Raw genomic sequence first — 17449 nt, forward strand, 5'->3', positions numbered from 1 at the left:
GCAGTGACTGGAAACGTCGGTCAGTTGCTGGGACGATCGCCAGCCCGGGGAAAAAGCGGCCACGCCGTCGCCGCGCAGGCCCCCGCCAGGAGCCAGACGCCGGCCCAGCCGCCGCGATCGAGCAGTAGCGGAATCGCCGCAGGGGCAGCGAAGTACGCGGCGAAGACCAGCGTATTGGCCAGGCCGAGGGCCGTACCCGCCCGCTCCGCGCCCGCCTGCGTCGCCAGTTCGGTGTAGGCAACCCCATGCCAGGCCGAAACCGCGATGCCAGCCAGCACGACCGCGACCATGGTCAGCGTCGCAGGAACACTCTGCCCGACCGCCGCGCAGAGGGCCAGCGGCACGAACATCAGCGCGGCGATCAGCGTGCAATGGCGCAGCCATACACGGCGGTTGCCACGCCGATCGGTATGGCGGCCGCTCCAGATCCGCATCGCCATCGCGCCGAGCTGCACAGCGCAAAGGGTGGCGGCGATGCCCGACACACCCACATGGGCCGCATCGTGCAGGAACACCGAGGCGAAGCTCAAAACCGCGAATTGGGGTGCGCACAGGATGCCGATGGCCACGGCAATGCGCCAGACCCGCAGGCTGCGCAACGGGCTGGCATTGTCGTGCGCATGGCGTCGTGCCGACGTGGGGGAAGCGAGATGCGTGGGTTCGTGCAGCCATCGCCAAGTCAGCCAGGCAGAGGCAAAGCAGAACGCGGCCAGGACTGCGTACACCCAGCGAAAGCCCATGGCAAAAGCCAGCCACGGCAACACGAGCGCTCCTAGCCCGCCGCCCAGGGGCACCGCCGTCTGGCGGATACTCATCGCCAGGCCGCGCTCGCCTTCGGCGAACCATCGCATCACCGCCCGCCCGCTGGCCCCGTTGACGCTGCCGCCCGCCAGTCCCAGCAGCGCCATGCAGGCCATCGCCACCGGCAAGGGCGGCACGCGATCCGGCCTTGGGGCAAGAAACAGTGCCATCACGGCCAGTATGAGAGCGGTGGCGCCGAGCCCATACAGCAGGACGCGACGATCGCCCCACCGGTCGGCCGCTGCGCCCCATGGCAGTTCGGACAACGCGGCGCCGATGCCCAACGCACCAAGCAGCAGGCCAAGCCCCCCATTGTCGATCTGATAGGCGCTGCGCAGCCACACGGCGGTGGCGGGCAACCCGTTGGCGGCAGCGATGAAGCTGGCGTTCGCGGCAACGCCGACGCCCAACACTTTCCAGCGATGCGAAGCGGCGGAGGCGGCGAGGGAATTACCACCAGGGCGGGAAAAACAGACGGACTCGGCCACGACGGCCCTCCGATAAGGCAGTTGACAGAGCGTCAGTATTGCAATCAATATTCGTCTTGAAAATCAGAAAGTTTTGGACCAATTGTTTCGTTTTTCCGCACGATTGCCATGGCGTCGAATCTTGATATTGCCGCGCTGCGCAGCTTGATCGCCGGCATCGACCTCGGCAGCTTCGCGCGCGCTGCAGAGCAGGTCGGCCGCTCCACTTCGGCCGTCAGTGCGCAGATTCACAAGCTCGAGGACATGGCCGGCACGCCGCTGTTTCGCAAGGCCGGCAGGACCCTGGAACTCACCGAGGCGGGGAGTCTGCTGCTTGGCTACGCGCGCAGAATCGTTGCCCTGAACGACGAAGCTGCCGCGGCCGTGCGAGGGGTGGACCTGTCCGGCGGCGTGCGATTGGGACTGCAGGAAGAGTTCGGCGAGGCAATGTTGCCAGAGGTGTTGGGGCGGTTTGCCCGAGCGCATCCGAAGGTCCGGGTCGAAGCCATGGTGGCGCGCAATCACGATTTGTTCGCCCGCATCCAGGCGCGGACGCTGGATCTCGCGCTGGTCTGGGGTGGCGCGGATGGCCCTCGGACGGCCAGAGAGCCCGGCGCCGATTTCGCCGTGGTCGGCGAACCGCCGATGTGCTGGGTCGGACCGGCTGCGCTGCCGTGGCGCATCGAACCCGGCCAGCCGATACCGCTGGCGGCGTTCGACCGGCCCTGCCATTTCCACGATGCCGCCACGGCGGCATTGGACCGCGCCGGAATTCCCTGGCGCGTCTCGTTCACCAGCCCCAACCTTGGCGGCCTGTGGGCCGCAGCGGCAGCCGGACTTGGGTTGGTGGTCCGCACGCCCTACGGCTTGCCGGCATCGCTGCGGCAACTTGGGGCGGCCGAAGGATTGCCGCCGCTCGGCAAGATGCCCCTGATGCTGCTGCGCGCACCGGGGCCCGCGTCCGAGGTATCACAGCGCCTGGCCGACATCATGCTGGAGGCGTTGCGTCCGGTGTGATGGCGGCAGTGTGATGGCTTGTCACGCCCTATCGGATCGGCGCCCGGGCAGATCGCCATCCACGGCAACGGCGATGCCGCCATTGACGACATCCTGTTCGCTTTCAGCGACGGTTGCAGGTCCCTACTTGCCGCCGACGCCGACCTTGCCGCGCCCGACCTTTCGATGCGGCACACTGGGGCGCAGCCTCTTCCTGGAGTCAGCCGTCAACGTGACGTGCTCAGCAGGGTAGCGGGTCGCCCTGTGCGGCGCGCCCTGATAGGCGGAATTGCCCGGATCGATGCGCTTGATAGCTGACATGACTGACACCTCCTCAGAGGATTCTAGTCCGAAACGGCACGGCGCTTATGCCGCCCGTCGCTCGCAGCCCAGGCTGGCTGAACGCCTACCCTCGGCGCGGCAGCACCGATAGCGCAGGCCAATGGCGCTACCCCGCCCGCAGCGCCCACAGGGCCTCCAGTACGTATTCCGTGGCACGTTCTACCCGTTCCCCGCTGTGCGCCAACCCCAGTCGCCGCCACAACGCCGGCCGCAGCGGCCGCATCACTACGCGCGCATCCGGCGCCGGCGTGGTGACCTCGTGTGGCAGCAGGGCCGCGCCATAGCCGGCCGCCACCAGGCTCTTGATGGCGTCGTTGTAGTTGAGCTGAATACGCGGCGCCGGCCTGTGGCCACCGCTGGCGAACCACTCGGCGGTCAGGCGCGACAGGCGCGTGGTGCCGTCATTCAGGATCAGCGGGCGCGTTGCCAGCCAGGCCGGCGTGATGCGCGCCGGGCAGGGCCAGCTCGCTGGCAGGAAAGCCCGTACCGGATCGCGCCGCCAAGGGCGGATGGTCAGCCCCGCCACGCGCGCCTGTGGCAGTGCCACCAGACCGACCTCCAGCGTGCCGGCGGCCAGCCGCGCCAGCGTCTCCTGTGAGGTAAGCACGGCCACCTGCACGTCGATATCGGGATGCCGCTCCGCCAGCATGGCCAGCGCCTGTGGCAGCAGGTGGGCGATGGCCCCGGTCGAGGCGCCGAGGCGCACGCGGCCGGTCAACCCCTGCACCTGACGCTGCACGTCGTCCAGCGCAAGGTCGGCATCGGCCAGCAGGCGGCGGGCGCGATCGACCAGTGTCTCGCCAATGGACGACGGACGCACCTCGCCGCGCCTACGCGTCAGCAGTACCGCACCGACGCGGGCTTCCAGCTCGGCAATGTGAAGGCTGACGGTGGGCGGCGCCAAGTGCAACGCGCGCGCAGCTTCGGCGAAGGAACCCAGATCGGCGATGGCGACGAGGGTACGCAGGCGGTCCAGGCTGATCTCGCGCATGGGGCGGAACTCCGGTTAAGGGCGTATCTGCTGAAGAGGATATCGTTCAGGAAACATGAATTTCATCGTCATGAAATTCAACTTCTTCGATTCTATCCGGTGGCGCAAGATGGCGCTTCCTGTACCGGCCGCACCAACGCAGCGCTGATGCTGCACCGGCCGGGGCTGCCACTTTCACGCCACTGCCAAGGATCCATCCCATGCGCTACCCTCTTGTTTTCATCGACGGCGACCAGGGCACCACCGGCCTGCAGATCCACGAACGCCTCCGCGGACGCGACGATCTGCGCCTGCTGACACTGCCCGCCGGCCAGCGCAAGGATGCGCGCGCCCGCGCCGACGCCATCAACGGCTGCGACATCGCCATCCTGTGCCTGCCGGACTCCGCCGCACGCGAGGCGGTAACGTCCATCGTCAACCCTGCGGTGCGTGTGATCGACGCCAGTTCGGCACACCGCACGCAGCCCGGCTGGACCTATGGCTTTCCGGAGATGGCCGCCGGCCAGGCGCAGCGCATCGCGGGCGCGCTGCGCGTCAGCAATCCGGGCTGCTATCCCACCGGGGCGATCGGCCTGCTGCGTCCCTTGGTGGCGGCCGGCCTGCTGCCGCACGACTACCCCATCGCCATCCACGCGGTGTCGGGCTATTCGGGTGGCGGCCGCACCGCGGTCGATACCTACGAGGGACCGGAGGCCACCCGGGCCCTGCCCTTCCAGGTCTATGGCCTGGACCTGGCGCACAAGCACACGCCTGAAATCCAGCAGCACGCAGGCCTGGCACGGCGCCCCGCCTTCGTGCCGGCCTACGGCGCCTTCCGGCAAGGTATCGTACTGACGGTGGCGCTGGAGTTGGACCTGCTGGCATCCGGCACCGACGTCGGCAGGCTGCACGCCTGCCTGCTCGACCACTACGCCGACGCCCGCCATGTCGAGGTGATGCCGCTCGCCGAATCGGCCGCTGCTACTCACCTCGACCCGCAGGCACTGAACGGCACCAACAACATGCGCCTGGGCGTGTTCGCCAACCGCGAGCACGGGCAGGTGCTGTTGGCAGCGGTGTTCGACAACCTCGGCAAGGGTGCTTCGGGGGCGGCAGTGCAGAACCTCGACCTCATGCTGGCCGGGGTGGCGGCGGAGGTTCGCCGGGCCGCCTGAGGCCTACCCAGGGTAATGGCGGTCGTCGCAGCCGGGCAGTCCCGAGTTCACCGTATCGCCCTCCAGGCGCGTTACTTAAGGCGGCGCAAGCTTCGGCGTCGAAACAAGAAGCGGGCCAGTAGCTTGTCGGCTTCCGGCCCGCCTGGTGCGATCGGGTCAATCAGGCGTGATTCGGCGCATCAGTGAATCTGCATGCCACGCATGGCGTGGATGCGTTCGTGATAATTCTGCATGCCCTCGTACTGAACGCAGTAGCACCGGGCGAATTTCCTCTGGCATGTCTTTCGTCAGCGCCGAGCGGTACTCGCGCGCCTGGCGGCCTCTTCCTCGCGCTCGCACAACTGCAGCACCGCATCGGCGGCAACGTCACTCGGCCTTATAGCCCGATGCCTTGATGGGCCGTTCCCAGCGCCTGAGCTCGGCGACCTGGGTCTCGCCGAGCTGCTGCGGGCCGGCGTAGTTCGCATTCAGGCCGATCTCGCGGATGCGCGCCTGGAGATCGGGCGCCTTGAGCACTTCGGCGATCGCGTCGGACAGGCGCTTGACCTTGTCGGCCGGCAGGCCTGCCGGGGCGAACAGGCCGACGAAGGCCTCCGCTGTGGCGTCGATTCCGGACTCCTTGAGCGTGGGCACATCGGGCAGCGCCGGCGATCGCGCGTTACCCGTGACCGCGAGGATGCGCAGGCGGCCCGCGCGGTGATGCTCGATGGTCTCCGATATCGTGTCCACCATGATGGGAATCTGTCCGCCCAGCAGATCGGACACCGCCGGCGCGCCGCCCTTGTAGGCCACGTGCGTGAGCGGCACGCCTGAGGCCTGCGACAGCAGCACGCCCGCAAAGTGCGGCACGGTGCCCGCGCCCGAAGTGCCGTAGTTGGCGCGGGCCGGGCTGGCCTTGAGCCAGTTCAGCACCGCGCGGATGTCGCCGGCCGGCGCCGCCGGACCCGCCGTCACCGCGAAGTCGAAGGTCACCACACGCGCGATGGGCGTGAAGTCCTTCACCGGGTCGTAGTTGAGGTGGTAGAGCCATGGCGAGATCACCAACGCGCCGCTGGGCGAAATGACCAGCGTGTTGCCGTCGGCCGGCGCGCGCTTGACTTCCCCAAGCACCAGGCGACCGCCGGCGCCGGGCTTGTTCTCGACAATCACCTGCTGGCCGAGCGGCAGGCGCAGGCGCTCGGCCAGCAGCCGCGCCACGACATCGACCGAGCCGCCGGGCGCGAAGCCGACCAGCAGCTTGAGGGGCGGCTTGTCCTGGGCGAGGGCGCCCATGGGCAGCGCGGCGGCCAGCGCCATGGTTGCAGCCACCCGATTGAAAACGCGTCGCTTCATCATGGTGATGAGTCTCCTTGGTCAGCCGAAGTCGATCAGAAACCGAATACTCGCATGGCATTGCCCGAACGCACGGCATCGCGCTGCGCGGCGGACAGCCGCTCGGTATTGGCGAAGGACCCAAGCGTGTCGTGAACCTGGTGCGGCCAGTCGGTGCCGAACATCACGCGGTCGGCGCCGACGACCGAAATCAGGAACTCCAGCGAAGCCGGACTGTACGAGATGCAGTCGTAGTGGATGTGGCGCAGGTAGTCGATGGGCGTGCGCTGCATCTTGCGCCGCTGGGGGATCTCGACCTCGTGGCCCTTCCCGAAACGGCCGGCCAGGTAGGGCAATGCACCACCCGCATGCGAGGCGATGATCTTGAGGTTGGGGTATTGGTCGAAGAAGCCCTCGAAGATCATGCGCGTGATGGCGAGCGTGGTGTCGAACATGAAGCCCACGGACCAGCTCAGGTCGAACTTCGTCATGTCCATCAGGTCGGCGCCCGGCGGGTCCGTGGGGTGCACCAGCACCGGCAGCGCGCGACGGTCAATTTCGGCCCAGATGGGTGCGAAGGCCGGGTCGGTCAGGCTGCGGCCGGCGATGTTGGCCAGGACCATGACGCCGCTCGCACCGTTGTCGCAGGTGCGCTTGAGCTCGTCGAGCGCGCGCTGCGGGTATTCCCAGGGCAGCGAGGTGAACCAGCGCAGCCGGCTCGGGTGAGCCGCCTGCGCCTGCGCCTGCGAATCGTTGGATTCGCGCGCCGCTTCGCAGCTGGTTTCCTCGTCGCCCCAGAACACATTGGGGCAAGTCAGCGACATGACTGAGATGTCGATGCCGGCCGCGTCCATGTGCTGGATGCGTAGATCGTAGTCGAAGTGACCTTTCTGTGGGATGACCACGGGTGTGTCACCGCGGAATATCTCGTGCTGGCCGTCGGGGCGCTGCTGGATGTTGTAGAGGCCGCCCTTGCGCTTGAGCAGCTCCAGCCAGGGTTTTGTGAAGATGTGGGTGTGAACATCAATGACAGGCATCAAGGGGCTCCTGTGGTGTGTGAGTGACGGATGTTCGATCGAGGCCTAGACGCTACTGTAGCGATCTGGCATAAACGTATTGACAGATATCTTGATACCAGGATAAGTAAATACTTATGCCAGATCGACTCACCGCCCTGGCCCTTGAAACGCTGGGCCGCATGCGCTCGCGCCTGAAGGCACGCCAGCTCAACCTGCTGGTCGCGCTGAGCGAGTACGGCTCGCTCTCCCGCGTGGCGCAGGAATGGGGGGTGACCCAGCCCTACTTGACGCAGATGCTGGCCGAGATCGAATCCATGATGGGCACGGCTCTGTTCACGCGGCAACGCGGTGGCGTCACGCCCACGCCCGTGGGGCGCATCGCGATCTCGCGCGCATCGCGCCTGCTGGTCGACCTGCAGGACTGGGCCAACGACATGGCCGCAGCCCGCCTGGGCTTCACCGAGCGGCTCAGCATCGGCGTGATCCACTACCTGTCAGGCCAGTTGCTGTGCGACACGCTCTCGCACACGCGCGAGCAGGTCGGGCCGTTCGTGTTCTCGGTGGAGGAAGCCAGCAGCGACCGCCTGCTGGCCCTGCTTCGCGAGCACAGGCTCGAAGGCGTGGTGGCACGCGCGCGCGGTGCGGCGCAGGTGCGTGACCTGCGCTGCGACATCCTGTTCCGCCAGCGCCCCGCGCTGGTGTGCCACCTCAAGACTGCCAAGCATCTGAGCAAGCGTGCGCTGGACTGGCACGAGCTCGCCACCATGGACTGGGTCCTGCCGCCCGCGGGCACGGCACTGGGCGCCTCGGTGCTGGACCTGTTCCTGCACGTGGGCGAAGAGCCACCGGTGCCGGCCATCGAAACCCATTCGCTCAAGATCGTCGGCCGCATGATCGAGCGCAACCCGTCGATGGTGGCCATCGTGCCCGCCGACGTGGCGCACGATCTCTCCACCCGCGCGCGCGTGGCCAGCGTGCCCTGTGATTTGGAGTGGCCGCTGCCGCCGGTGGCGCTTTACCGGCGCCAGGGTGCGGGTGACTCACCCACCATGGCGACCTTTGTGCGCACGCTGAAGACCCTGTGCAAGGAACGGTTCTGATGACCTCCAGTCACCTGTTCTCGACCTCTCCAATGTCCGCATCTCCCGAACGAACACCATCCCAACAACTCTCCGACCAGCAACTCGTGCAGGAAATCTGTTCAGCTCCCAATGCGCTGGAAGCCCACCGCCGGTTCGAGAAGAACGCGGCCGCATTGGAAGAATGGCAGATCATCTTTGCGGAGGAGAGCGACGCCGGATCCATCAAGCTGCTGGATCAGGCACTAGGCCCCTCCGGCGTTGCGACGTCTGTATTCCGCGGGAAATCGCTATGGCTGATGGACGCGCCATTTGTCTCGCAATCCGGGCCAATGGGCTTTCACGGCGGCTCGGCCATGTTCGTAGACTCCAATGCGGCCACCTATATTCGCAAGATCGCCTACCAGGACGACCCATCTCCGGAAGCGTTGAACTGGGCTGATCTGATCAACCAGATCGGACCAAGGCTGCAACAGCTCAACCCCTATCTCTATCTGTGGGAGTCGCTCCGGTCCTGGAACGATGAGACGGTCGCCAGATGCAAAGAGTCAGTAGCCGCGATCCATGCGCTGTCGTCGTCCGGCAGCAGGCTGACTGCGGAATGGGGTCGGCGCTTCCGCGCGGAGTTCCGTGAGAGTGCAGAGAATTTCGCCACCGGCCTGATTGCGGAATTCGAACGGGGCCTGAAGGCTGGGCTTTTCGCGGGCCTGGAGGACCAGCTCGATCTGATGGAGGCCATCCTGGTTCGGAGCCAGATCATCGAGCTGAGTTCCAAGAAGGCCAAGGAGCACAAGCTGGCGCAGTTGGTCGACTACATGCACGAAAAACTGTCCACGATCATGCTACGGGAGTTGATCGTCTGCGGTGACATCCTGCTTCGCAGCAACCGATCAAGAATTTCCAAGAAGCTCAATTCCATCCAGAACCATGCCGATCCCCTGGCGTTGATCAGAAACTGCGCTTGGGACATGTACATTCCTCGCGCCCTGGATGCCTTGACCTCCGTCACTCCTGACCAGGCTCCTCACGTGGACTTCTATGTGGCGGAGGTGCTCAGCTTCGACGGCGACGTATCAGACATCATCAACACCACGAAGTTGAGGGCGATCGCCGTGCATCGGCCTTCGAAGAAGAACTTCCCGTTCTTCGATAGCGATGTGGCCGAATGGTTGGGCAACCGCCTCGGGCCGAAACGCATGGACGCTCTGTCTGACTACTTCCTGCCGGAAGCGTTCCTTGATCGAGCTAGGCGCCGGCCCTCAACGTCGGTCCGGTCCATTCTGGAAGCAAACCGCGAGGAGCTGATGCAGTTGATCCGGCAAAGGAAGGGTTGAACTCGAAGCCGGGCCGCAGCAGAACCTCAAGCCCTGCCAAGTAGTACTGCCGCTGATTGCGAATCATTATTGGGTGCACTATGCTGATTGCTCCCACGATACGGAGACGTCTCATGCTTAGAATTGGCGCGCTGATGGCAATGATCCTGGTGTCCGGTTCCGCGCTGGCCAGCGCGAAATGTCCCGCGCACCCCAAGAGCGATTGGATGAAGGAGAGCGATGCCCGCGCCAAGATTGAAGCGCAGGGCTACAACATCAAGAAGTTCAAGGTCGACGGGAATTGCTACGAGATCTACGGCACGACCAAGGAAGGAAAGAAGGCGGAGATCTACTTCGATACCAAGACGCTGGACATAGTCAAGGCGGAAATCGAGAAGTAACGCCGCACCTCCCCGCCGCCGCGCCATGAAGCCTTCGCGCCAGTCTGTCCAGGTCTGGGATCCCATTGTCCGTTTCACGCACTGGGGCGTGGCGGCACTGGTGCTCTGGGACCTGTACGAGGATTCCGGCGGGCCGCTGCACCGCAACCTTGGCTACGCGGCCGCGTGCCTGGTGCTTGTCCGCGTGGCGTGGGGCATGGTGGGCAGCGGCGCCGGGAATATCCGCGAATGGGTTCCCGGCCGCGGCGGCGTGGTTGCCTACGTCAAGGCTGCCATTGCCGGGCGTCCGCCCCGCCACCTTGGCCACAATCCACTTGGCGCGCTGATGATGCTGGTGCTGTGGATCCTCATCCTTTCACTTGCCGCCACCGGCTGGATGTCGAGACTGGATATGTTCTGGGGCGAAGACTGGCCCAAGGACCTCCATGGCGTCCTCGCCGACGTGCTGTTGGCGCTGGTGAGCGTGCATGTTGTCGCCGCGATTCTGATGAGCCGGTTGCACAGGGAGAACCTGATCCTGTCCATGGTGACCGGAAGGAAACCGGCGGATCAACGCAAGCCATCTGCCGCGGACGGCGAACCGGCCAGCTCATCGGACCCGCCTGCTATCTCCGATCCCCGTGCCGTCTCACCGGGCGGCCGCCCGTAACGCCGCCATGAACTGCAGCATGGCCTCCGACGGCAGCTCATTCTTGCGGGTGACAATGCCGTAGCTCGACATGGCGCGCCGGATCGGCACCGGCACGTGCGCCAGCATGCCTTCCGCGACGAAGCGCTCGACCACGGCGCGCGGCTGCAGCGAAAGCATATCCGTCGCCTGCAGCAGTTCCAGCGTGGAAAAGATTGACGGTGTTTCCACCATGCCGACCAGGCCCTGGATGCCTGCCGCCGCAATGGTTTCATCGAACAGTTGCCGGATGGCGGTGAGCTGCGGGTAAAGGATCCACGGCCATGCGCCGATGTCGGCAATTTCCAGCCTGGGCCTGTCCAGCAGGGGATGTCCGGGCCGGCAGACGACCCATACCGGCTCTGGTGACAGTGCCTCGAAATCGAAGATCGCCTGGTGCCGTGGCTCGGTCAGGCGCCCGACCATGATGTCCAGCTTCCGGTCTTCCAGCCAGACGGCGAGCTGGTCACTGCTCTGCTCGATCAGCTTGACGACCAGCCGCGGGCGCTGCTGCAGGATCTCGCGGATCGCCGTGGTCACCACCTGCGCGGCCGACGCCGAAATCGCGCCAACGGTGAGATGGCCGTGCCCGCCGGCCCGCAGCGCTTCCAGCTCGCTCACAAACTTGCCGAGCTCGGCCAGCGCCGTCGACGCGTAGCGCAGCGCGAACTCGCCCAGTTCGGTCGGGCGCATATCCCTTGGCAAGCGATCGAACAGCCTGGCCTGCAGGGTGTCTTCAATGTCGCTCAATATCTTCGTGGCAGCCGGCTGGGTGATATGCAACTGTTCGGCCGCGATGCGCAGGTTGCGGCTGCGTCCCAGCACATCCAACAGCTGCAGGTGCCGGAAGCGGAGCTTGGCGAGCACGGCGGAAGGGGCGGAAGCGGTTTGTCTGGCCATGAAGGGGGTAAACCCGGCTGAATCAATAACTAAACGGAATCGATTCTACCCAATAATCGATTGGATGTTTATCGGACTGCCACGTAGAGTTCCACCCAACGCTGCGGTGGTCGCGGCGCTCATGACAACAACATCAGTGGAGACAATCGATGGCATTGCCGCTCACGCTCAGCGCTACGCAAACGCTTCCTGCCGACGGGCTGGCGGGGACGCTGGTCGGCCGCGCATGGATCCCGGCCGGTGACGGCGTTCCGGCCGGCCCGGCTGTCGTGGTCCTGCGGCCGGATGGGGTATTCGACATATCGGATGTCGCCCCGACCATGAGCACCCTGCTCGAACAGGGTGACCCGGTGGCAGTCGTGCACAATACGCCCGGCCGCTGGATCGGCAAGCTCGACGACTTGCTGGCCAACACGGCCGATCAGCGCGGCAGCGACGGCGTGGCCCGCCTGCTGACGCCATGCGACCTGCAGGTGATCAAGGCGGCAGGCGTGACCTTTGCCGGCAGCCTGGTCGAGCGTGTCATCGAAGAGCAGACCAAGGGAGACCCGCAAGGCGCCGCCGAGGCCCGCAACCGGGTCCAGGCGCTGGTGGGCGAGCGCCTGTCCCGGATCCGGCCGGGTTCCCGCGAGGCGGGCGAACTCAAGGCCTTGCTGATCGAGCATGGCATGTGGTCGCAATACCTCGAGGTGGGCATCGGCCCGGACGCCGAGATCTTCACCAAGGCACCGCTGCTTTCGGCGCTTGGCACCGGCACGGAAATCGGCCTGCATCCCGGCTCGGCATGGAACAATCCGGAACCGGAGATCGTGCTGGCCATCAACAGCCGCGGTGATGTGCTCGGCGCCACGCTGGGCAATGACGTCAACCTGCGCGACTTCGAGGGCCGCAGTGCGCTGCTGCTGGGCAAGGCCAAGGACAATAACGGCTCCTGCGCGATCGGTCCGTTCCTGCGCCTGTTCGACCAGAGCTTCTCGCTCGACGACGTGCGGCGGGCGACGGTGGATCTGCGCGTCGATGGCCTGGACGGCTTCGTGTTGTCCGGCACCAGCTCGATGGACCAGATCACGCGCGACCCGCTGGAGCTGGCCGAGCAGGCAATGGGGGCGACCCACCAGTATCCCGATGGCGCCATGCTGTTCCTCGGTACGCTGTTCGCGCCGGTGGAAGACCGCGACACGGCGGGCGGCGGTTTCACCCACAAGGATGGTGATCTTGTCACCATCTCCAGCCGCCAGCTTGGCAGCCTGGTCAACCGCGTGGGCCGCAGCGACCGTATCGCTCCGTGGACGTTCGGCGTACGCGCCCTGATGGCCAACCTGGCCGCACGTGGCCACACCACTTTCTGAACGGCGATTTCTGAACGGGCGCCACGGCGCCCCGCCCTGAACACCGCAGCTACCCTCGCGCAAGCAAAAGACGGGGATGCCGCAATCCATGACATGAGGCCGCGACGCGCGGCTTCGTACCGGAGACAAACCCATGCAGACTCAAGCTGCCAACCGAGATCCGCTCGCAAGCGCGGTAAGCAAGGCCCGCCTGCGCCTCGCGCCTTTCCTTGCACTGATGTTCGCGCTGTCAATGCTCGACCGCTCCAACGTCGGCTTCGTCAAGCAAGCCCTGATGGTCGATTCCAATATCGGCAACGCGGCCTATGCGCTTGGCGCCGGCATTTTCTTCATCGGCTATGCCGTCTTCGAAATCCCCAGCAACCTGATCCTGCACCGGGTCGGCGCCAGGGTCTGGCTCAGCCGCATCATGGTCACCTGGGGGCTGGCGTCGGCGGCCATGATGTTCGCGCATGACGAGACCTCGTTCTACGTGCTGCGCTTTATCCTTGGCGTCGCCGAAGCGGGCTTCTCGCCGGGCGTGATCCTGTTCTCGACCTACTGGTTCCCTGCCAGCCAGCGCGGCAAGGCGCTCGGCGTCTACTACTTCGGCTTGCCGGTGGCACTGGTGCTGGGCGGGCCGGTCTCGGGGCTGCTGCTCGATGTGATGGGTGGCCAGCTGGGCCTGCGCAACTGGCAATGGATGTTCATCATCGAAGGCCTGGCAGCGTCGGTTGTGGGCGTGATCGCCTTCTTCTATCTGGTCAGCAAGCCGCGCGATGCCAAGTGGCTGGACGCCGACGAGAAGACTGCGCTCGAAGCCGCTATCGCCGCGGAAGACAGCCAGAAGACCGCGCATGGCCCGGCAACCGCACTGAGCGCGCTCGGCAACTGGCAAGTGCTGCGTTTCGTCGCCATCTACTTCGCCATCCAGGTCAGCGTTTACGGCGTCATCTTCTACCTGCCGACGCGTATTTCCGAGCTGACCGGCACGGCGATCGGTGCCAAGGTCGGCCTGCTCACCGCGATTCCGTGGCTGTGCGCGCTGGTTTCCCTGCGCCTGATCACCGGCATCGCGGATGCCAGGGGCAAGCAACGGGAATTCGCCATGGCCATGCTCGCGATGGCGGCCACCGGCATCGCACTGTCGACGCTGGGGCATGAACTGGTGCCCGTGCTGATGGCTTTCTGCCTGGCTACCGTCGGCTTTGTCGTGGTCCAGCCGCTGTTCTGGACGCTGCCCACCGCGTACCTGAGTGGCACCGCCGCAGCCAGCGGCATCGCCCTGATCGGTGCGCTGGGCAATCTCGGTGGCTTTATCGCGCCGACGCTGAAGACCGCGGTTGAATCCGCATTCCATAGCCAGCAAGCGGGCATGCTGGCCCTGGCCATCGCGGGCGTGGTCGGTGTGCTGCTGCTGATGAGCATCGGCGCACGCGCCCGCCGCGCTTCGACGTTGCGGCTTGGCTCCTCCGAGGCGGCCTGACTGCGTCCCGTATTCCCTGCATTCAAAACACCTGACATGACCATCCTCGGACTTCACTACATCGGCGGCGAACGCCGTGCCGCCGGCACCCCGCTGTTCAGCATCGACGCCGTGACCGACGAGCGGCATCCGGTCAGCTTCCACGAAGCCACCGAAGCCGAAGTTGCAGCAGCCGCGCTGGCCGCGCACCAGGCCTTCCCCGCATTCCGCGCCACCAGCCCGGCCGAACGCGCCGCGCTGCTGGAGACCATCGCCGATGAAATCGACGCGCTGGACCAGGCGTTCATCGCGGCAGCCAGCCGCGAGACCGCTCTGCCGCCGGCGCGGCTGGAAGGCGAGCGCAAGCGCACCAGCAATCAGCTGCGCATGTTCGCGGCCACGGTACGGCGCGGCGACTTCCTCGATGTCCGCATCGACCGCGCGCAGCCTTCGCGCCAGCCGCTGCCGCGACCCGACCTGCGGCAGTACCGCGTCGGCGTGGGTCCGGTGGCGGTCTTCGGCGCAGGCAATTTCCCGCTCGCATTCTCGGTGGCCGGCGGCGACACGGCTTCGGCGCTGGCAGCGGGCTGCCCGGTGGTGGTGAAGGCACATCCGGGCCACATGGTCACGTCTGAATACGTGGCCAATGCAATCCAACGCGCCATCGCGCGCTGCGGTGCGCCGGCGGGCGTCTTCAACATGGTGTTCGGCACCGCAGCCGCCGGCGCGGCACTGGTACGGGCGCCGCACATCAAGGCAGTGGGCTTTACCGGATCACTGGCTGCGGGGCGGGCTTTGTTCGATCTGGCGCAATCGAGGCCGGATCCGATCCCGGTGTTTGCGGAGATGTCGAGCGTGAACCCAGTGTTCCTGATGCCCTCGGCACTGTCCGCGCGCGGCGCGCAGATTGCGCGCGAACTGGCGGCCTCGGTCACCTTCGGCTGCGGCCAGCTTTGCACCAACCCGGGATTGGTGCTTGGCATCCGCTCGCCGGCATTCGATGCGTTCCTCGCCGAACTCGGCACGGCACTGGCGCTGGCCGAGCCGCAGCCCATGTTGGGCGCCGGCATCCGGGACAACTTCCAGCGCGGGCTGGCCGGCTTGCGCGAAGTCCCCGGCGTGGAAGTCCTGGTGTCAAAGCAAGCGGACGGCCGCATCGGCGGGCATTTGCTGAAGGCCGATCGCAGCGTGCTGTTTGCGGAAAATCGTCCGCTGGAGGAGGAGGTATTCGGCCCGTCGACGGTGATCGTCGCGCTGGATTCCGAAGACGACTTCCTGGCCTTTGCCGAACGGATGCGCGGCCAGCTTACGGCCACGCTGATGGCCGATGACGGTGACCTTCATCACCACGCCGCGCTGATCGCGCTATTGGAAAGCAAGGTCGGCCGTTTGCTCTTCAACGGTTACCCGACCGGCGTGGAAGTCAGCGACGCCATCGTCCACGGCGGCCCTTACCCGGCTACCACCGATGCGCGCGGCACCTCCGTCGGCAGCGCTGCCATCGAGCGCTTCCTGCGCCCGGTGTGCTACCAGAACTATCCCGATGCCGTGCTCCCACCGGCCTTGCGCGACCGTAACCCGTGGCAGCTGGCGCGCCTGGTCGACGGCGTGCCGACACGCGCCGCGCTGGAAGGCGCGCACGATCTGGAGGCCGCAGCATGAACATCGCCCTGGAACAGGAAGCAGCAACCGCCGCCGAACCCGTCATATGGCTGCATCCGGATGACGATGTCGTCATCGCGCGTGCGCAACTGGTGGCAGGCGCGCGCCTCGGCGCAGGCCTGGTGGTGCGCGGCCTGGTGCCCGCCGGGCACAAGCTGGCAGTGCGCGCACTCGAGGCCGGCGCGCCGGTGCGCCGCTACGGACAGGTCATCGGCTTCGCCACGCGCCCGGTTGCGCCAGGCGAGCACGTCCACACCCACAACCTGGCCATCGGCGCGTTCGAGCGCGACTACGCGTTTGGCGCCGGTAAGCGCCCTGCCCCGGTCGCGGCGCAGCGCGCGCAATTCATGGGCATCGTCCGCGCCGATGGGCGGGTCGGCACGCGCAACTACATCGGCATCCTTACCTCCGTCAATTGCTCTGCCACCGCGGCACGCGCCATCGCCGAGCATTTCCGGCGCGAGCTCAATCCGCAGGCGCTGGCAGACTACCCGAACGTGGATGGCGTGGTGGCCCTGACGCACGGGCAAGGCTGCGCGGTGGATGGCGAAGGCCAAGGCCTGGCGCTGCTGCGACGCACGTTGGCGGGCTATGCGCGCCACCCCAACTTTGCCGCCGTGCTGATCGTCGGGCTGGGCTGCGAAACCAACCAGATCGACGGCCTGCTCGACAGCGAGGGACTGACGCGCGGCGCCGCGCTGAAAACCATGACCATCCAGGCCACCGGCGGCACGGCCCGTACCGTGGCGGCAGGCATCGAGCAGATCAAGGCGATGCTGCCCGACGCCAACCGGGTGCGACGCGAGCCCGTCGATGCCAGCCACCTGGTGGTCGGACTGCAATGCGGCGGCTCCGACGGCTATTCCGGCATCAGCGCCAATCCCGCGCTTGGCGCAGCCGTCGACCGGCTGGTGGCGCACGGGGGGACCGCCATCCTGTCGGAGACGCCGGAGATCTATGGCGCCGAGCATTTGCTGACGCGCCGTGCCGTCTCGCCGGAAGTCGGGCACAAGCTGCTCGACCGGATCCGCTGGTGGGAAGCCTACTGCGCGCGCATGAACGCCAGCCTGGACAACAACCCGTCCGCCGGCAACAAGGCGGGCGGGCTCACCACCATCCTGGAGAAATCGCTCGGTGCCGTGGCCAAGGGCGGCACCACCAACCTGGTCGACGTATACCGCTACGCAGAGCCGGTGGAGGCGGCTGGCCTGGTCTTCATGGACACCCCTGGCTACGATCCGGTCTCGGCGACCGGACAGGTAGCTGGCGGCGCCAACCTGATCTGCTTTACCACCGGGCGCGGCTCCGCCTATGGCTGTGCACCGTCCCCGTCCCTGAAGCTCGGCACCAATACCGCCTTGTGGCAGCGCCAGCAGGAGGATATCGACATCAACTGCGGCACCGTGATCGATGGCTCGCAGACGATCGACGCGCTTGGGGAAGAGATTTTCCGCCTCATGCTGGCGGCAGCGTCGGGACAGCGCTCAAAGAGCGAATTGCATGGCTATGGCCAGAACGAGTTCGTTCCCTGGCAGCTTGGCGCGATCACCTGA

General features: G+C 66.3%; 15 protein-coding genes and 1 pseudogene. 10 read left to right on the forward strand and 6 right to left on the reverse strand.

Annotated features, from left to right (window positions below; all coding sequences use genetic code 11):
• Positions 1–20 precede the first annotated feature (20 nt).
• On the reverse strand, positions 21–1289 hold the full coding sequence (locus tag AC07UK_RS24345) for an MFS transporter (protein ID WP_436224188.1): 1269 nt from the start codon (positions 1287–1289) through the stop codon (positions 21–23).
• 108 nt (positions 1290–1397) lie between these two features.
• On the opposite strand from AC07UK_RS24345, the gene AC07UK_RS24350 reads away from it, so the two are divergent.
• A complete protein-coding gene (locus AC07UK_RS24350) occupies positions 1398–2285 on the forward strand; it encodes a LysR substrate-binding domain-containing protein (RefSeq protein WP_436224189.1) in 888 nt (295 codons plus the stop codon).
• Between the two features lie 123 nt (positions 2286–2408).
• Here the strand turns inward: AC07UK_RS24350 and AC07UK_RS24355 are convergent, their stop codons facing one another.
• Together AC07UK_RS24355 and AC07UK_RS24360 are read right to left on the reverse strand one after the other, a co-directional pair.
• Positions 2409–2585: a hypothetical protein gene (locus AC07UK_RS24355; RefSeq protein ID WP_436224190.1), complete on the reverse strand. Its 177-nt coding sequence runs from the start codon at positions 2583–2585 to the stop codon at positions 2409–2411.
• 127 nt (positions 2586–2712) lie between these two features.
• A complete protein-coding gene (locus tag AC07UK_RS24360) occupies positions 2713–3597 on the reverse strand; it encodes a LysR family transcriptional regulator (RefSeq protein WP_013952059.1) in 885 nt (294 codons plus the stop codon).
• Between the two features lie 200 nt (positions 3598–3797).
• Here AC07UK_RS24360 and argC point away from each other — a divergent pair, with 200 nt between their 5' ends.
• Positions 3798–4751 carry an N-acetyl-gamma-glutamyl-phosphate reductase gene (gene argC, locus AC07UK_RS24365; protein ID WP_436224191.1) on the forward strand — a complete coding sequence of 318 codons (954 nt, stop codon included), beginning with the start codon at positions 3798–3800 and terminating at the stop codon, positions 4749–4751.
• 366 nt (positions 4752–5117) lie between these two features.
• Here argC and AC07UK_RS24370 read toward each other — a convergent pair whose 3' ends face one another.
• Entirely contained in the window at positions 5118–6086 is a 969-nt protein-coding gene (locus tag AC07UK_RS24370) for a Bug family tripartite tricarboxylate transporter substrate binding protein (RefSeq protein ID WP_436224192.1), read from the reverse strand.
• Between the two features lie 32 nt (positions 6087–6118).
• Complete coding sequence (locus tag AC07UK_RS24375) at positions 6119–7099, reverse strand: amidohydrolase family protein (RefSeq protein WP_494686365.1); 981 nt, start codon at positions 7097–7099, stop codon at positions 6119–6121.
• Positions 7100–7215: 116 nt separating this feature from the next.
• Here AC07UK_RS24375 and AC07UK_RS24380 point away from each other — a divergent pair, with 116 nt between their 5' ends.
• From AC07UK_RS24380 to AC07UK_RS24395, 4 genes and pseudogenes are all read left to right on the forward strand, one after another.
• Positions 7216–8181 carry a LysR family transcriptional regulator gene (locus tag AC07UK_RS24380; RefSeq protein WP_436224194.1) on the forward strand — a complete coding sequence of 322 codons (966 nt, stop codon included), beginning with the start codon at positions 7216–7218 and terminating at the stop codon, positions 8179–8181.
• Positions 8181–9494 carry a hypothetical protein gene (locus AC07UK_RS24385; RefSeq protein ID WP_494686364.1) on the forward strand — a complete coding sequence of 438 codons (1314 nt, stop codon included), beginning with the start codon at positions 8181–8183 and terminating at the stop codon, positions 9492–9494. The genes AC07UK_RS24380 and AC07UK_RS24385 overlap by 1 nt, the downstream gene beginning before the upstream one ends.
• Positions 9495–9607: 113 nt before the next feature.
• Positions 9608–9874, forward strand: a complete 267-nt coding sequence (locus tag AC07UK_RS24390; protein ID WP_041228530.1) for a PepSY domain-containing protein — start codon at positions 9608–9610, stop codon at positions 9872–9874.
• Positions 9875–9899: 25 nt separating this feature from the next.
• A pseudogene (locus tag AC07UK_RS24395) lies at positions 9900–10424 on the forward strand (cytochrome b/b6 domain-containing protein); the annotation flags it as partial.
• A gap of 78 nt (positions 10425–10502) precedes the next feature.
• Here the strand turns inward: AC07UK_RS24395 and AC07UK_RS24400 are convergent.
• A complete protein-coding gene (locus tag AC07UK_RS24400; protein ID WP_010812605.1) occupies positions 10503–11441 on the reverse strand; it encodes a LysR substrate-binding domain-containing protein in 939 nt (312 codons plus the stop codon).
• Between the two features lie 149 nt (positions 11442–11590).
• Between AC07UK_RS24400 and AC07UK_RS24405 the strand changes: the two genes are divergently transcribed.
• The 4 genes from AC07UK_RS24405 (at position 11591) to AC07UK_RS24420 (ending at position 17449) form a co-directional block, all read left to right on the forward strand.
• A complete protein-coding gene (locus tag AC07UK_RS24405; RefSeq protein ID WP_494686363.1) occupies positions 11591–12790 on the forward strand; it encodes a fumarylacetoacetate hydrolase family protein in 1200 nt (399 codons plus the stop codon).
• A gap of 133 nt (positions 12791–12923) precedes the next feature.
• The gene (locus AC07UK_RS24410; protein ID WP_436224199.1) at positions 12924–14255 is read left to right on the forward strand and encodes an MFS transporter; all 1332 of its coding nucleotides are present in this window, start codon (positions 12924–12926) and stop codon (positions 14253–14255) included.
• A 36-nt stretch (positions 14256–14291) separates the two neighbouring features.
• Complete coding sequence (locus tag AC07UK_RS24415; RefSeq protein WP_436224200.1) at positions 14292–15896, forward strand: aldehyde dehydrogenase (NADP(+)); 1605 nt, start codon at positions 14292–14294, stop codon at positions 15894–15896.
• Positions 15893–17449, forward strand: a complete 1557-nt coding sequence (locus AC07UK_RS24420) for a UxaA family hydrolase (protein WP_436224201.1) — start codon at positions 15893–15895, stop codon at positions 17447–17449. Before AC07UK_RS24415 ends, AC07UK_RS24420 begins: the two co-directional genes overlap by 4 nt.

Source organism: Cupriavidus sp. GW821-FHT07C08, from assembly GCF_059419025.1.

What these genes read in the sequence shown, in the direction of transcription:
- AC07UK_RS24350 (WP_436224189.1), top strand. Translation starts at nt 1,398, where the DNA reads ATGGCGTCGAATCTTGATATTGCCGCGCTGCGCAGCTTGATCGCCGGC.
- AC07UK_RS24355 (WP_436224190.1), bottom strand. Translation starts at nt 2,585, where the DNA reads ATGTCAGCTATCAAGCGCATCGATCCGGGCAATTCCGCCTATCAGGGC.
- AC07UK_RS24360 (WP_013952059.1), bottom strand. Translation starts at nt 3,597, where the DNA reads ATGCGCGAGATCAGCCTGGACCGCCTGCGTACCCTCGTCGCCATCGCC.
- argC (WP_436224191.1), top strand. Translation starts at nt 3,798, where the DNA reads ATGCGCTACCCTCTTGTTTTCATCGACGGCGACCAGGGCACCACCGGC.
- AC07UK_RS24370 (WP_436224192.1), bottom strand. Translation starts at nt 6,086, where the DNA reads ATGATGAAGCGACGCGTTTTCAATCGGGTGGCTGCAACCATGGCGCTG.
- AC07UK_RS24375 (WP_494686365.1), bottom strand. Translation starts at nt 7,099, where the DNA reads ATGCCTGTCATTGATGTTCACACCCACATCTTCACAAAACCCTGGCTG.
- AC07UK_RS24380 (WP_436224194.1), top strand. Translation starts at nt 7,216, where the DNA reads ATGCCAGATCGACTCACCGCCCTGGCCCTTGAAACGCTGGGCCGCATG.
- AC07UK_RS24385 (WP_494686364.1), top strand. Translation starts at nt 8,181, where the DNA reads ATGACCTCCAGTCACCTGTTCTCGACCTCTCCAATGTCCGCATCTCCC.
- AC07UK_RS24390 (WP_041228530.1), top strand. Translation starts at nt 9,608, where the DNA reads ATGCTTAGAATTGGCGCGCTGATGGCAATGATCCTGGTGTCCGGTTCC.
- AC07UK_RS24400 (WP_010812605.1), bottom strand. Translation starts at nt 11,441, where the DNA reads ATGGCCAGACAAACCGCTTCCGCCCCTTCCGCCGTGCTCGCCAAGCTC.
- AC07UK_RS24405 (WP_494686363.1), top strand. Translation starts at nt 11,591, where the DNA reads ATGGCATTGCCGCTCACGCTCAGCGCTACGCAAACGCTTCCTGCCGAC.
- AC07UK_RS24410 (WP_436224199.1), top strand. Translation starts at nt 12,924, where the DNA reads ATGCAGACTCAAGCTGCCAACCGAGATCCGCTCGCAAGCGCGGTAAGC.
- AC07UK_RS24415 (WP_436224200.1), top strand. Translation starts at nt 14,292, where the DNA reads ATGACCATCCTCGGACTTCACTACATCGGCGGCGAACGCCGTGCCGCC.
- AC07UK_RS24420 (WP_436224201.1), top strand. Translation starts at nt 15,893, where the DNA reads ATGAACATCGCCCTGGAACAGGAAGCAGCAACCGCCGCCGAACCCGTC.